General features: G+C 59.8%; 15 protein-coding genes. 10 read left to right on the top strand and 5 right to left on the bottom strand.

Translation table 11 applies throughout. The annotated features are described in order from the left end of the window. Positions 1–356: 356 nt before the first annotated feature. Entirely contained in the window at positions 357–1895 is a 1539-nt protein-coding gene (locus N1078_RS18670; protein ID WP_274089595.1) for a sigma-54-dependent transcriptional regulator, read from the bottom strand. A gap of 69 nt (positions 1896–1964) precedes the next feature. Continuing rightward, the gene (locus N1078_RS18665) at positions 1965–2264 is read right to left on the bottom strand and encodes an I78 family peptidase inhibitor (RefSeq protein WP_274089594.1); all 300 of its coding nucleotides are present in this window, start codon (positions 2262–2264) and stop codon (positions 1965–1967) included. Between the two features lie 168 nt (positions 2265–2432). Here N1078_RS18665 and N1078_RS18660 point away from each other — a divergent pair, with 168 nt between their 5' ends. From N1078_RS18660 to N1078_RS18640, 5 genes are all read left to right on the top strand, one after another. After that, positions 2433–3362, top strand: a complete 930-nt coding sequence (locus N1078_RS18660) for an ABC transporter ATP-binding protein (protein ID WP_274089593.1) — start codon at positions 2433–2435, stop codon at positions 3360–3362. Beyond that, positions 3359–4120 carry an ABC transporter permease gene (locus tag N1078_RS18655; protein WP_274089592.1) on the top strand — a complete coding sequence of 254 codons (762 nt, stop codon included), beginning with the start codon at positions 3359–3361 and terminating at the stop codon, positions 4118–4120. The genes N1078_RS18660 and N1078_RS18655 overlap by 4 nt, the downstream gene beginning before the upstream one ends. A 244-nt stretch (positions 4121–4364) precedes the next feature. Further along, a complete protein-coding gene (locus tag N1078_RS18650; protein WP_274089591.1) occupies positions 4365–4778 on the top strand; it encodes an HPF/RaiA family ribosome-associated protein in 414 nt (137 codons plus the stop codon). Between the two features lie 252 nt (positions 4779–5030). Beyond that, entirely contained in the window at positions 5031–5504 is a 474-nt protein-coding gene (locus tag N1078_RS18645; RefSeq protein ID WP_274089590.1) for a hypothetical protein, read from the top strand. Positions 5505–5634: 130 nt separating this feature from the next. Further along, positions 5635–6486 (top strand): CAP domain-containing protein, encoded by an 852-nt coding sequence (locus N1078_RS18640; protein ID WP_274089589.1) that lies wholly within the window; start codon positions 5635–5637, stop codon positions 6484–6486. Between the two features lie 43 nt (positions 6487–6529). Here N1078_RS18640 and N1078_RS18635 read toward each other — a convergent pair whose 3' ends face one another. Beyond that, positions 6530–7768 (bottom strand): diguanylate cyclase domain-containing protein, encoded by a 1239-nt coding sequence (locus tag N1078_RS18635; protein ID WP_274089588.1) that lies wholly within the window; start codon positions 7766–7768, stop codon positions 6530–6532. A 306-nt stretch (positions 7769–8074) separates the two neighbouring features. On the opposite strand from N1078_RS18635, the gene N1078_RS18630 reads away from it, so the two are divergent. Next, positions 8075–8998 carry a haloalkane dehalogenase gene (locus N1078_RS18630; RefSeq protein WP_274089587.1) on the top strand — a complete coding sequence of 308 codons (924 nt, stop codon included), beginning with the start codon at positions 8075–8077 and terminating at the stop codon, positions 8996–8998. Between the two features lie 61 nt (positions 8999–9059). On the opposite strand, the gene N1078_RS18625 is transcribed toward N1078_RS18630, so the two are convergent. Together N1078_RS18625 and N1078_RS18620 are read right to left on the bottom strand one after the other, a co-directional pair. After that, on the bottom strand, positions 9060–9461 hold the full coding sequence (locus N1078_RS18625) for an NUDIX hydrolase (RefSeq protein WP_274089586.1): 402 nt from the start codon (positions 9459–9461) through the stop codon (positions 9060–9062). 26 nt (positions 9462–9487) lie between these two features. Next, entirely contained in the window at positions 9488–10183 is a 696-nt protein-coding gene (locus tag N1078_RS18620) for a GNAT family N-acetyltransferase (RefSeq protein ID WP_274089585.1), read from the bottom strand. Positions 10184–10367: 184 nt separating this feature from the next. Between N1078_RS18620 and N1078_RS18615 the strand changes: the two genes are divergently transcribed. The 4 genes from N1078_RS18615 (at position 10368) to N1078_RS18600 (ending at position 13429) form a co-directional block, all read left to right on the top strand. Then, positions 10368–11111, top strand: coding sequence for a class I SAM-dependent DNA methyltransferase (locus tag N1078_RS18615; protein WP_274089584.1), 744 nt, complete (start codon positions 10368–10370; stop codon positions 11109–11111). Between the two features lie 209 nt (positions 11112–11320). Beyond that, a complete protein-coding gene (locus tag N1078_RS18610; RefSeq protein ID WP_274089583.1) occupies positions 11321–11542 on the top strand; it encodes a glycine zipper 2TM domain-containing protein in 222 nt (73 codons plus the stop codon). A 327-nt stretch (positions 11543–11869) separates the two neighbouring features. Then, positions 11870–12091 carry a glycine zipper 2TM domain-containing protein gene (locus N1078_RS18605; RefSeq protein WP_274089582.1) on the top strand — a complete coding sequence of 74 codons (222 nt, stop codon included), beginning with the start codon at positions 11870–11872 and terminating at the stop codon, positions 12089–12091. Positions 12092–12889: 798 nt separating this feature from the next. Beyond that, positions 12890–13429 (top strand): GlcG/HbpS family heme-binding protein, encoded by a 540-nt coding sequence (locus tag N1078_RS18600; RefSeq protein WP_274089581.1) that lies wholly within the window; start codon positions 12890–12892, stop codon positions 13427–13429. The last annotated feature ends 298 nt before the right edge of the window (positions 13430–13727 follow it).

Below are 13727 nucleotides of genomic sequence, written 5' to 3'. Positions count from 1 at the left end.
TGGCGCATGGAAATCCCGGCGATAAGGGCTATCGCGTCCGCTTAAAAATACGCGGACACCATCGCCCTTAATGCTGGTGTTCGGAAGGTGACTTGGCTGGACGCTTACGCAGATAACGCTGAAACGACAGCGATCAGCAGGCAGTAGCAATAGCGCATACACGCTTCTTTTTAACGAGACGATCCCAGTCCGCTACTTAAATTTTAGAACAGCCATTGGTATTGAAGTATATGCGGTGATTCCATTGGCCGCGTTCTACAGCCCGCCGGGGGTGCTGACTAAGGCTCAATGCAATTGCACGCGTTGGCCAGTCAGCTGCCGCCGCACACCTTTATCGTTCCCCGACAAACCGCGTTTCAGTCTTTGCTTGGAATCCCGTATTTGCGCAGGCGCATGGCGATGGCGCTGTGTGAGGTGTGCAGGCGGGTGGCTAATTGCCGGGTGGAGGGGTGGCTGGGGTAGAGCTTTGCCAGCAGGGCTTTTTCGAACGCAGCCACGGCGCCTTCCAGGCTGCTGACGTCGCCTTCGGCCTGGTGTGCTGCGACTGCGGTGCCGGCGATATCCAAGTCATCGATCTGCACCAGATTGCTTTCGCAAATAGCGGCGGCGCGGAAAATCACGTTCTGCAGTTGGCGCACATTACCCGGCCAGCGGTTGCTCAGCAGCGCCGGGTAGGTGTCTGGCGTTAGCCTGCATGGCAGGCGCTGGATCTGTGCGCAGGCCTGCTGCATAAAGTGCCGCGCGAGCAACAGGATGTCCTGGCCGCGCTCGCGCAGGGGCGGCACTTCCAGGTTGAGCACGTTGAGGCGATAGAACAGGTCTTCGCGGAAGGCACCTTCGGTGACCATTTTTTCCAGGTCGCGGTGGGTGGCGCTGAGGATGCGCACATTGACCTTGACCTCACGCTCGCCGCCGACCCGGCGGAAAGTGCCATCGCTGAGAAAACGCAACAGTTTGGCCTGCAGGTAGGGCGACATTTCGCCGATTTCATCGAGAAACACCGTGCCCTGGTTGGCCAGCTCCAGCAGCCCCGGCTTGCCGCCGCGCTGGGCACCGGTAAAGGCGCCGGGGGCGTAGCCGAACAGCTCGCTTTCGGCGAGGTTCTCCGGCAACGCCGCGCAGTTCAACGCCAGAAACGGAGCGGCGCGCCGTGTGCTGATGGCGTGGCAGGCGCGTGCTACCAGCTCTTTGCCAGTACCGGTTTCGCCCTGAATCAGCAGTGGTGCATCGAGGGTAGCGACCCGTTGCGCGCGGGTTTTCAGGTTACGAATCGGCGTCGAGTCACCGAGCAGCGAGTCAAACCCTTCGGCGTGATCATGGTGCAGCGCCGCCAGGCGTTCGCCGATGCGACTTGGCGCGTACAGGCTGAGCAGGCCGCCGGCCAGGCGTCGCGCGCCGCCATCAACGCCTTCAGTAATCGGTTGTGCATCGAGCAGCAGAGCCTGGCCCTTGAGGGTGATCTCGCGCATCGGTAGGCGAAAACCCTGGTCGAGCAGTTCGGCCTGCAACTGCGGGTCGGCAAACAACTCGCCAATGTCCAAGCCCTCGGGCGGCTGGCCGCAGAGTTCGAGCAGCGCCGGGTTGGCCAGCAGCACGCGGCCTCGGCTGTCGACTGCGAGGACCGGGTCGGTCATGGCGGCGAGCAGGGCGTCGAGCTGTAGGTGGCGGCGCTGACCGGGGAGGATGTCGACAATGGTCACGGCTTTTACCCCGCGCACCTTGAACAGCGCCTCGCGCAGTTCGTCGAGCACCTCGGGGCGCAGGGTCGGTGCGTCGATGTAGACGTTGGGTGGCACCATCTCCACCGCATCCAGGTTGAGATTGCGCCCACCGAGCAGGGCGAGAACTTCCTGGGTGATACCAACGCGGTCGATAAAAGTGACGTGAATACGCATGGGGACAGGCGGCCAACTGGGTTACAGGGGCGTCAGTATGCCCGGTCTGTTTGGCTTAGTTAACAAGGCTTAGCCGCACGTCAGGCGAGTGATCACTTCGCTTTCATCGATATGGATATTCAAGCGCTGCAGGTTGTAGTCCAGGGTGGCTGCATCGCCGGGCGCGAGTACGCGGATATATTTGGCGTTGGCCTTGAGCTGTAGCTGCTCGACCTGTTTGGCGCTGGCGTGTTGCCCCAGCATGCCTTGCAGGTGCTCGACGCTGCAGTCGCCGCTGATATCTGTCACGGATTGTGCCGGCTGCGGCGAGCTGCAACCGGCCAGGAGGGCGAGCAGGCTAAGGCTGCCGAGCGTGTGACGAAGAGCCATGATGCGTTCCTTGTATGAGCAAAACTGCAGCCAGCCTAGCAGCCGTGCGCGCTACCGCTCAACGTTGTGTCGCTAAGTCGTCGCTTCAGTGCCCAGATAAACCATCAGCAACTGCGCAAGCGCGGGCAACTTCCCTACAATTGCGCTTTTCCCCAGCGAGGCTGTCCTGTGCAAGCGGTGATCTCGATTCAACAACTGAGCAAAACCTACGCCAGCGGGCATCCGGCGTTGCAGAGCATCAACTTGGATATTCGCCAGGGCGAGATTTTTGCGTTGCTCGGTCCCAACGGTGCCGGCAAAACCACCCTGATCAGCATCATCTGCGGCATCGTTAATCCAGGCGCCGGCAGAGTGTTAGTGGGCGGCAAGGACATCATCAAGGATTACCGCGCCGCCCGTGGGCAGATCGGCCTGGTGCCGCAAGAGCTGGTCAGCGATGTATTCGAAACCGTCTGGGCGACGGTCAAGTTCAGCCGTGGCCTGTTCGGCAAGAAGCCCAACCCGGCCTACCTGGAGCAGCTGCTCAAGGATTTGTCGCTGTGGGACAAGCGCGACGCGAAAATCTTCGAGCTGTCCGGCGGCATGAAGCGTCGGGTGATGATTGCCAAGGCGCTGAGTCACGAGCCGCAAATTCTGTTTCTCGATGAGCCCACCGCCGGCGTCGACGTCGAGCTGCGCCGCGACATGTGGAACATGGTGCGCGGCTTACGCGCGCGTGGTGTGACCATTATCCTCACCACCCATTACATCGAAGAAGCCGAGGAAATGGCCGACCGCATCGGGGTGATCAGCAAAGGTCAGATCATCCTGGTCGAAGACAAGCAGGCGCTGATGCACAAACTCGGTAAGAAACAGCTGACCTTACAGCTGCAGCAGCCGTTGGCCAGTGTGCCCGCCGATCTGGCGCGCTACGCGATGGAACTGGCGGATGACGGCCATGCGCTGGTGTTTACCTTTGATGCGCAAAGCGAGCACACAGGCATCGCCGAACTGCTCAAGGACCTGGCCCAGCACGGCATCGATTTCAAGGATCTGCAGTCCAGCCAGAGTTCGCTAGAAGATATTTTCGTCAACCTCGTTCAGGAGTCGCGTCGATGAATTTCTATGCAATCCGCGCCATCTACCTGTTTGAGCTGGCGCGCACCTGGCGCACTTTGCTGCAAAGCATTGCCACGCCGGTGATCAGCACCTCGCTGTATTTCGTGGTGTTCGGCTCGGCCATTGGCTCAAGCATGACCCAGGTGCAGGGCGTCAGTTACGGCGCGTTTATCGTGCCGGGGCTGATCATGCTGGCGCTGCTCACGGAGAGCATCTCCAACGCCTCGTTTGGTATCTACATGCCCAAGTATTCGGGGAGCATCTACGAGCTGCTGTCTGCCCCGGTGTCGTACCTGGAAATCCTGATTGGCTATGTCGGCGCGGCGGCGACCAAGTCGATCATTCTTGGTTTGGTGATCCTGATCACCGCGCGCTTGTTTGTCGATTTCGAAATCCTCCATCCGGTCTGGATGCTGGCGTTTCTGGTGCTCACCGCGCTGACCTTCAGCCTGTTCGGTTTTATCATCGGCGTCTGGGCCGATGGCTGGGAAAAACTGCAGATCGTGCCGGCGTTGATCGTCACGCCGCTGACCTTCCTCGGCGGTGCGTTCTACTCGATCAGCATGCTGCCGCCTGCCTGGCAGACGGTGACCTTGTTCAACCCTGTGGTGTACCTGATCAGCGCGTTTCGCTGGAGCTTCTACGGCGTGTCCGACGTTAACGTTGGCCTTAGCCTGGTGATGATTCTCGGCTTTCTGCTGCTGTGCATCCTGGCGGTGGGCTTGATTTTCAAAACCGGTTATCGGCTCAAGAGCTAGAGGCTAAGGCGGTTAACCGAGAAATGTTGCAAATCGAGCGGCGGACAAACTTTGTTTGATTTGCAGCAACATGGCTCAAATGCACAGCGCATCAGGGTTACAGCCAATTGAGGAGGGCGGCGCGGCACATTTGTGGTTAAGACCAACGTCTTAGGGCTTGCCTAAAGGGGGGCTCAATGGCGTAGGCTGGAGTTGTTGCCTTGGTAGGCAACGCATTCGCGAACGGTTGAAGAAGGAAAGCTTTATGCAAATCCAAGTTCACAGCGATAACCACATCGAAGGCAGTGCCCGCTTGGTTGAATGGGTCAGCGCCAGCGTTGCCAGCAAGCTGGAACGTTTTGATGACGAATTGACGCGTATTGTTGTCCACCTGCATGACGACAACGGTGCCAAAGCTGGTGCGCATGACAAGCGCTGCCAGATTGAAGCACGGCCAAAAGGCCTGCAGCCGCTTTCTGTAACCCACAAATCTGAGTCGCTGGAACAGTCCATCGACGGTGCCATTGAGAAACTGCACCACGCCCTTGAGCATCAGTTCGGCAAGTTGCGCAGCAAGCGTGCGACGCCGCTGCCCGCCAATGAAACCCTTGATATTCCGGGTCAGGATGCCTTGTTACGTGAAGACTTCCTCGCCGAGGAGCAATTGCGCGCCTTGTAACATGATGGCCCTAGTTGGCCTGTCTTAACCCCTTGTCCACGCGCCCCCGCAGCTTTCTGTGGGGGCGCTGTCGTTTCAGGGGCTCAAAAAAGTGGGCACTGCCTGTCTGCGGCAACCGCCTGCCTGAGGCGGCAAGGGCCTTCCTCTTCATTTCACGCTGAATAGGCGCAAAGCATCGGCTTTACTGGCGTGCAGGTGGTTGGCCCATATTCTGCAGAAATGCCTGCCAACTGACCTTTGCAGGGATTCGCCATGACCAGTATTTCCAACAGTTCGCCGCTGGCGAGCTACTTCGCCAACACCGCCAAACCCAGCACGGCTGCGGCTGCAGGCAGTAACAGCAGTACGGACAAGCCGAGCACCAGCGCGCCAGACCCGCTTGCGGAAATTCGCCGGTTTGCCAGCGGCATGGTGGCCAACAGCCGCGGTGGCCTGCTGCGCGCAATGAACGCCGAGAGCAGCGGTGCCAGCAACGCCATTGCCAGCGATCGTTTCCGCCCGGTAACCGAGCAGAACAGCGACACCTCGAAAATTGCCCTGCCGGATGTCGCTGAACTGGACCGTGAAGACGCCGCCAAGCTGCTGGTGCAGATCAACAAACTGGTCGACGCTGGCCTCGACAAGACCGACAGCTTTGTCGGCTACAACGGTGATGAACAAACCGCCTCGCTGACCACTTACCGTGACTGGCTGCAGGCCAGGGGCGGCGTCAGTATTTACGTTTAAACGTTCTGCCGTCGATTTCGCCAGCCGTGCTGCCTGCGCATTGGGCTGGTTTCAACGTGCGAGGTGCGCCAATATCACCCGACCACAGTGGTGGGCACGCCGCATGGGCATGGCCAGGTCGAGGGGATTTATGACGAGCAAGGTGTTTATTCGGGCGTTCGCTGCCCTGGGTGGGGCGCTGTTGTGCGCCACTGGCGTGCAGGCCGCTGAAGAGGTGCAGCTGCTCGGGTTGATCAACAACTACCGCAGTGAAGTGCAGCGCTGTGGTGATCAGGCCTCGGCTGAACTGCCGCCGCTGACGGCCGATTCGCGCCTGGTGCAGCCGGTCGGTCGCGCTGGGGATTTGCAGCAGGCGATGAGTGCGGCGGGTTACCCAATGGTCAATGTGCAGGCGATCAGCCTGTCCGGCCCGCGGGATGCGGCGGCAGCGCTAAAGGTGCTGCAAGAGAGTTTCTGCGCAATCGTTCTCGATCCGCAGTTTGTTGATGTCGGCATCCATCAGCAGGGCCGTGACTGGCGCATCCTGCTGGCTCGGCCGTTGCTGAGCGCACGCTTAGGCGATTGGCAGGTGGAAGGGCAAAAGCTGCTCGAACAACTCAACACTGCACGCAGTACGGCGCGCCAATGTGGCAGCCAATCCTTTGCCGCCGCCGCGCCGCTGCAGTGGAATGCCACACTGGGCAGCACCGCCGAAGCCCACAGCCGGGCCATGGCCAACGGCAATTTCTTCGATCACCAAGACCCCGACGGTCGCCCCCCCGGCGACCGTGCGGAGCTGGCTGGCTATAGCGGTCAGCGTATCGGCGAGAACATCGCTGCCGGGTTAGACACGCCGAGTAAGGTGGTCGACGGCTGGCTGGCCAGCCCCGGGCACTGCGCCAACCTGATGAACCCGCACTTTACTGAGCTGGGCGCGGCCTATGCCAACGACCCGAAAAGCGATGCCGGGATTTACTGGACGGCCATGTTTGGCGCGCCCTAGCCGCTAGCAGGCATGCCCAGGTAACGCTCAAGCCAGGGTGGCGTTAGCTTTCGTCGTGCCCAAGGCAATACTGGTTGTTGCCGTTGCGCTTGGCGCGGTACATCGCCTGGTCAGCAATATGGATCAGGCTGTCGATGGTGGGGCCGTGCTCTGGGTACATGGCAATGCCCAGGCTGGCGCCGATCGGGTGGTGGCTAGCGCCCAGCAGCATGGGCGGGGTCAGGCGTTGGAGGATTTTTTCGCTGATCAATCGAGCGTCGTCTTGCAGGCTATTGCTGCGGTTCAGCCCTTCGATGATCAGTACAAATTCATCGCCGCCCAGGCGTGCGACAAAATCTGATTCACGCAGGGTTTTCAGCAGCCGTTGCGCGACGCCCACCAACAGCTGGTCGCCCACGGCATGGCCATGCTCATCGTTGATTTGTTTAAAGCCGTTGAGGTCGATAAACACCAGGGCCATGCGCGTGCCATCGCTGCGCGCGCGGGCCAGTGAACGTGCCATCTGCTCTTCAAGTTGCAACCGGTTGGGCAGCCCGGTCAGTGGGTCGTGGCGAGCGAGTTTTTGCAGTTGGCTGACTGAGGCCTTCTCTTCGGTGATGTCGCGTACCACCCCCATCAACTTGATCGCCTGACCGTTGCCATCCTTGAGCACATTGCCGGTTTCACGCAGCCAGCGGATGCTGCCATCCGGCCACACCACGCGGTATTCCTCGTCATGGTTGTGGCCGGTTGCAATGCAGCGCAGTTCCCCGGCGCGGACTTGCTCGCGATCATCCGGGTGCACGCAACTGCAAAACAGGCTGTAGCTCGGCGCGACCTCGCCGGGCTTGAAGCCGAACATGCCGTAGATGGCCTCCGACCAATACAGCGTGTCGCTGTCGATGGACCAGTCCCAGGTGCCAATGGAGGCGAAATACTGACTGCGCTTGAAGCGCTCGGCATCTTCCGCTGGGGCGTTTGGCTGAGGTGTAGCGAGCGTGAGCACGATGGCATCGCCACGCCCCGCGCGCTGGATGCGGCGCATATCCACGTCGGCTGTGGCTAGCGGCAGGCGTTGATGCACGGGCAGGCGGTCGTGCGCAGGCAGTTGCGGTAACCACTGCTGCAGCGACGTTCCGCGCAGTGCTGCGTCGGCTTTCAATATCCTGGCTGCCGCCGCGTTATGCCGCTGAATAAGCCCCTTGTGGTCGAGCAGCAACAGCCCATCGGCGCTGGCGTCCAGCAAGGCGCGTTGCTCGCGAACCTGTTGTTTAAGCCGCCGCTGACGCCGTAACAACAGCACGCTTAACGATCCCGTTAGAAGGAGCAGGAGTGCGAGGCTGGTGGCGAGCAGAGGCATGTGTACAAGCACGTGGTTCAGGTCTTTAAAGCGCTAGGTCGCGGCATTATGCACGTTGCAGGCACGTTTTGTGGCGTTATGCCATCGTTGTTTTGTAGGGTGGAGTTGTATGTAAACCGAGCTGGGCTGGTGTGCCTGGTGCGCGAGCCTGAGCCTTCTTAATAAGGTGGTATTCACGTCATGCACGTGGTTGAACGCGGGCGTTGCTGGGGCCATGCTCGGCCTTTTCCCACCGCCAGAGGCCCATCCATGGACGTCCTGCGTACCCCAGACAGCCGCTTCGACAACCTACCCGGCTATGCCTTTGCCGCCCATTACCTCAGTATTGATGACGGCGAAGGCAGCCAGTTGCGTGTGCATTACCTCGATGAGGGCCCAGCGGATGCGCCGCCGGTACTGCTTCTGCATGGCGAGCCGTCGTGGAGTTACCTGTACCGCAAGATGATCCCGATTCTGGTCGCCGCCGGCCACCGAGTTATCGCCCCCGACCTGGTTGGTTTTGGCCGTTCCGACAAACCGAGCAAGCGCAGCGACTACACCTATCAACGCCATGTTGATTGGATGCAGGCCGTGCTTGATCAGCTCAACCTGCAGCACATCACCCTGGTTTGTCAGGATTGGGGCGGGTTGATTGGCCTGCGCCTGGTGGCAGAAAATCCACAGCGCTTCGCCCGCGTCGTCGCCGCCAACACCATGTTGCCCACCGGCGATCACAACCCCGGTGACGCCTTTAAGAGCTGGCAAGACTATTCACAGAAAGTCCCCGAGTTTCCGGCTGGCGCGATCATCGACCGCTCGACCACCACCGAACTGCCGCAAGCGGTGATCGATGCCTACGACGCGCCGTACCCGGATGAGTCCTACAAAGAGGGCGCTCGGCAGTTCCCGCTGCTGGTGCCGATTACCCCCACAGACCCTGCCGCCGAGAAGAATCGCGCCGCCTGGGCGGTGTTGATGAAGTGGGATAAGCCGTTTCTCACCGCCTTCAGTGACTCTGACCCGATCACCGCCGGGGGCGACAAAGTCATGCAGAAGTTGATCCCCGGTACCCAAGGCCAGGCTCACACCACCATCGTCAATGGCGGGCACTTCTTGCAGGAGGACCAAGGCGAAGTGCTGGCTGAGGTGGTGATCAAGTTTATTGCCGCCAATCCGCTCACCGCCGATTGCTAGCGCCGCCTGGTCTCTGGCATATGGCGTACCTAACAGCTACGCCATTTAACTCGGCTTGAGGCTAGTTAGCAGCCGGCCAGAGCAGCGGCAGCACATGCTCGCGCAGCAGTGGCGCCAGGGTGGCTGGCGGTACGTCATCGGGGGCGAGCCAGCGCAGTTCTTCCAGTTCTGCGGCGGCGCTGACGGGGTGGGGCAGGTGGGCCTGGAAGACGCTGGCATCGATCCAGGTATTGGGCTCATTGGCCGCCGCAGCGCGGAACTGACCGAGTGGTTGTAGTGCGTCGGCGGGCAGGTTGAGGTTGAGTTCTTCTTGCAGTTCGCGGGTTAGCGCGGTGATCGCATCCTCGCCGGGCTCGGCTTTGCCGCCGGGCAGCATAAAGCCCTGGGTGTTGCGTTTGCGTACCAGCAGCAGGCGGCCGGCCGCGTCGAACAGGCAGGCGGCGGAAATGGTCAGGGTGGTCATGGCTTTCGCTTTGGCTGTTTGGCGCGTCAGTGCACGGAGCCTGAGGCGCGGCGTTGGTGTACCAGCGCCAATGCGCGCTGAGTCATCTGGTCGAGTTGGCGGTCGCGCTGTTTCTCCGCTTCGCTCATGGCTTTTTTGCCGTGTTGCTTGAGCAAGTAGGCGTGGATCTGCCGCACTTCGGTGGATTCGAAAATTGGCGCCAAGTCCTGCACCGCCACCAGGCCGTCCGAGCGATAGGCGCGGGTGCTCATAAGCACTTGCGGGCCGTGCGCCGCCAGTAGTTGAAAGCCCATGCCCTCGAAGGTCGGCACTTTGCTCGCCACGCAGGCCAATTCGGTGTGTGGGTGGCGGCTGGTTATCTGCTGCAGCATGGCGCGGGCAATCCCGTGGCGACGCTGTCTGGCGTGCACGGCCATATACGCCAGGGTGCAGGCCTCGGGTTCATCCTTAGCCGGCAGATACAGGGCAAAGCCCAGCACCTGCGACGGATCTTGATCGTCCAGCGCGAGGATCAACCGTGCGCTGCTCGCCTGCTCACTGTCCATAGCCTGCAGGTACAGGTGCATCTCGTAGCCGATCACGTATTGATACAGCTGGTAGAGCGGGTTACTGGGCGTTAGCGACACCGGGCTGATGTCACTGAGGTAGTCCACCACCATCTGCAGCACCTGGCTTTTCAGCGACTCGGGTGGCGGGGTTTCCAGGTGTACGAGGGTGAACATCAGTCGGGCTCCGGGGCGTTAGCGGTGGCGGCATTGTAACGCCCTCGGCAGTTGCCCGTTGCAACCCGAAGCAGGCAATGCCCTGTGCAATCCATACGCCTCGGCGCAACGCTAGCTTCCCTGGGGCCAGGCTTCCTATATGATGCGCCACCCGCAAAAACCGCCCCTTAATCATCAGGTCACTATGTCCGTTAACTCCCTCTATACCGACCTGTCTGATTACTACGACCTGATGTGCGCTGATATCGACTACCAGGCGCAAAGCCACAGCATCCATCGGCTGCAGCGGTTGTTTGGTAACGCCGGCAGTCGCCACCTGGATTTGGCCTGCGGGACGGGCCCGCATGTGCACTATTTCAGCGAGGCCGGCTATGCCAGCAGCGGCCTGGATATCAGCCAGCCGATGTTGGACCAGGCCGCCATCCGCTGCCCGCAGGCGCACTTCTCGGTGCAGGACATGTGCAGTTTCAGCGTGAGCGAGCCGCAGGACCTGATCACCTGCTTTCTCTATTCCATCCACTACAGCGCAGGCATTGAGCGGCTAAAAGCCTGCATCGCCAGCGTGTATGCGGCGCTCGAAACCGGTGGCTTGTTCTGCTTTAACGCGGTTGATAAGGGCAAGATCGATAACAACCTGTTTACCGCGCACAGCGCGCAACATGACCACGGTTTATTCACCTTCAGCTCTGGCTGGCATTACCCAGGCGAGGGTGAGCAGCAGTTATTGAAGCTGCGGATTGAGAAGGTGACAGCCGGGCAAACCGAGGTATGGCACGACGAACACCCGATGGTCGCGCTGAGTTTCGTCGAGTTGCAGGTGCTGCTACAGCCGTACTTTGAGGTGCATGTGCTGGCGCATGATTACCAGGCGATCATCCCGTGGGACGGGGCGTCGGGGAATGCGCTGTTTGCCTGCGTGAAGATTTAGCGCTGCAAACGGGGCCGCTTTAGCCGCGCACGCCAGGTGGGCGCTGAAGCGGCCAAGTGCGCGGCTGGCGGTTTATTTGAGGCCATTTGTCTGGCATGCGAGATAACTCTGACGCCAGCCCACAATGAGCACACAATGGCCCCACGTCCTCTATGAAGTCAGGCAATTCGCCAGAGCACTTTATAAAGCGCCGTATTGGAGTCACGCACATGAGCATTTCCAAACTGCTGTTTACCGCCATTCTACTTTCCACTCTGGGCTTGAGTGGTTGCGCGAATATGTCTCACCAAGACAAAACCACCGCAGGCGGCGCAGTGGTCGGCGGTGTGGCGGGTAATTTGTTATGCGGCGGAGTGTTGTGCACAGGCGTGGGTGCGGCGGTCGGCGGGGTGATTGGTCACGAAATAGGCAAGGATGGGAAGAAAAAATAGCCCGAGCCGGCTCTGACTGCGCCACGTTTGCCTGAGTGAACCGGCCGCAGTCATAGCGTTCTAGATAACCGGCAATTCCCCGCACTGACTCCTAAACCGCCCGCCCATCCTCCGAATGTCCCCAAGCCTTCACCTGGCTGCGACCAGCCGTTCATGCAGGTGGGGTGAACGTTCTGAGGCGGTTTGAGTCAGATTAAGTGTTACATGCTCTGCGCTCGCTGGCGCATGAACGCCAGCCATCAGCGAATTCACGATAAAACCTCGTCCTCTGTGGAATCTGGCACCTCGTCAGTACATTTCACAAGTCGTTGCACCGGAGTTAATCACATGAATATGTCCAAACTGCTGTTTACCGGCGCTCTGCTTGCCACTCTGGGTTTGAGTGGTTGCTCGAATATGTCTCACCAAGACAAAACCACGGCCGGTGGTGCTGTGGTCGGCGGCGTCGCCGGTAACTTGTTATGTGGCGGCGTGCTGTGCACGGGCGTGGGCGCTGCTGTTGGTGGGGTGATTGGTCATGAAATGGGTAAAGACGACAAGAAAAAATAGCCTGAAGCCCAGCAGGTGTTAGCGCATGCTGTGAGCGTTGCGAGCTAAATACCTTGCCACGTTGAATGAGGTTGAGCGGCACATTGGCGTACACCGGCTGCCTCTGTGCGAGGGGCTTTAGCCGCGAGGTGATTGGGCTAGCTGCTGGCCAAGTGACAAAAATGCCAAGCCAGCGCTGCGTAGGATGGGTTGAGCAGCGCGATACCCATGCGGTTGTCTAGTAGCAGGGTTGCCCATTTGCGCCGCATTGGCACCGTTTGGGCGAGCAGGTTACGCCCCCTCGGGTATTTAAGCGTGCCCTCCCTATGTGGGCACGCCGTCTGTAACGCGCGGCGTCACGCCTCTTATCGTTCCATAGCAACAAACCCTGATTGGCCCGCGCAGCTTCGCACACGTGAATAACGTCAGTGCTCAACTCGATCCATACAGCTTCGGTTCAGCCGGTTGTAATGGCCGTCATCGTGCTTTTCGCACACCACATTAGGGCTACAAACCCGCTCAGCGCCAACCCGCCGCACTAGCCATTCCCGCACTGTGCCGGTGAGGCCGTGCTGTCTCTTCAGTGCGGTAATGATGGAGCGACTGCGACCCATATGGCGTGCTCAATCTGGGTTGAGTTGGGGCGTATTCCGTTGGCGGCGAGCACCACCGTGCTGCCGTTACCTGGCCGTTGCAGGGCAATGTTAAGAGGTATTCGGTAAAGTGGCGGCTCTACTTTCCAGGCCGCACTGCTGTGTTGCACGTTCTGCAGGTACTTTGCGGGCAAAGCTGATTGCTAAACAACATCAAGGGTCAAGAATGAAAAAACTACTCATCGCTGCGGCATTGGCAGCGTCAACCTTCTCTCTTGCGGTGAGCGCCGAGTCAGTGCAAGTAAACCAACCTGAGCGCGCGGGCGCCCCCATTGAGCATGCTTTGAAGGGTGACATCATGACCCCGTTATTGACCGGCGAAATGGCGCAGGCAATCGTTAATCTGGCTTCATTAGAAGCGCAAAAAGATCAACTCGCTGTTTCCATCACCGTAGTGGACCGCTCCGGGCAAACCTTAGCGGTGTTGCGAGATCACCGTGCTGGTGTTCACACGATACGTGCCAGCTATAAAAAAGCGTACACCGCCAACTCACAGAAACGAGAAACAGCGGTGATCGCACAGGGCGTTAAAGACGGCACCATCCCCCCGGATATCCGCTACTTGGATGAGAACATACTGATTCTGGATGGCGGCGTGCCGATTTACATAGGGGACGTTGTTGTGGGCGGTATTGGCGTGGGTGGCGCGCATGGCAGTGAAGATGTTCGGGTCGCCAAAGCCGGGTTAAAGGCTCTGCATCAATAGCGTACTGCCGCTCAGTAGCGCGGGAGAGCATCACGCATCGCGCAATGAAACCGCTTGGTCTTCTGATGGGGCGTTTGGCGTTGTCTGTGATAAATGCCGAGTGACGAACAGCCAAACCAACACTGCGTAGGATGGGTGGAGCGCAGCGATACCCATCAATCAACCGCATGGGTATCGCGCTGCTCAACCCATCCTACGGGTCTGCCGCAATCCTGTAGGAGCGTAAGCGCTCCATAAACCCCGTCCGCCAGGACGATGGCTTGTTTCAGGTGGCTGGAGCAGAAGCCGGCGAGCAGTT

Source organism: Pseudomonas sp. MIL19 (genome assembly GCF_028680365.1).
GTDB classification, from domain to species: Bacteria; Pseudomonadota; Gammaproteobacteria; order Pseudomonadales; family Pseudomonadaceae; genus Aquipseudomonas; species Aquipseudomonas spirodelae.
The sequence above is the reverse complement of the archived record's forward strand: the minus strand, read 5'-3'. Positions and strand labels throughout refer to the sequence as shown.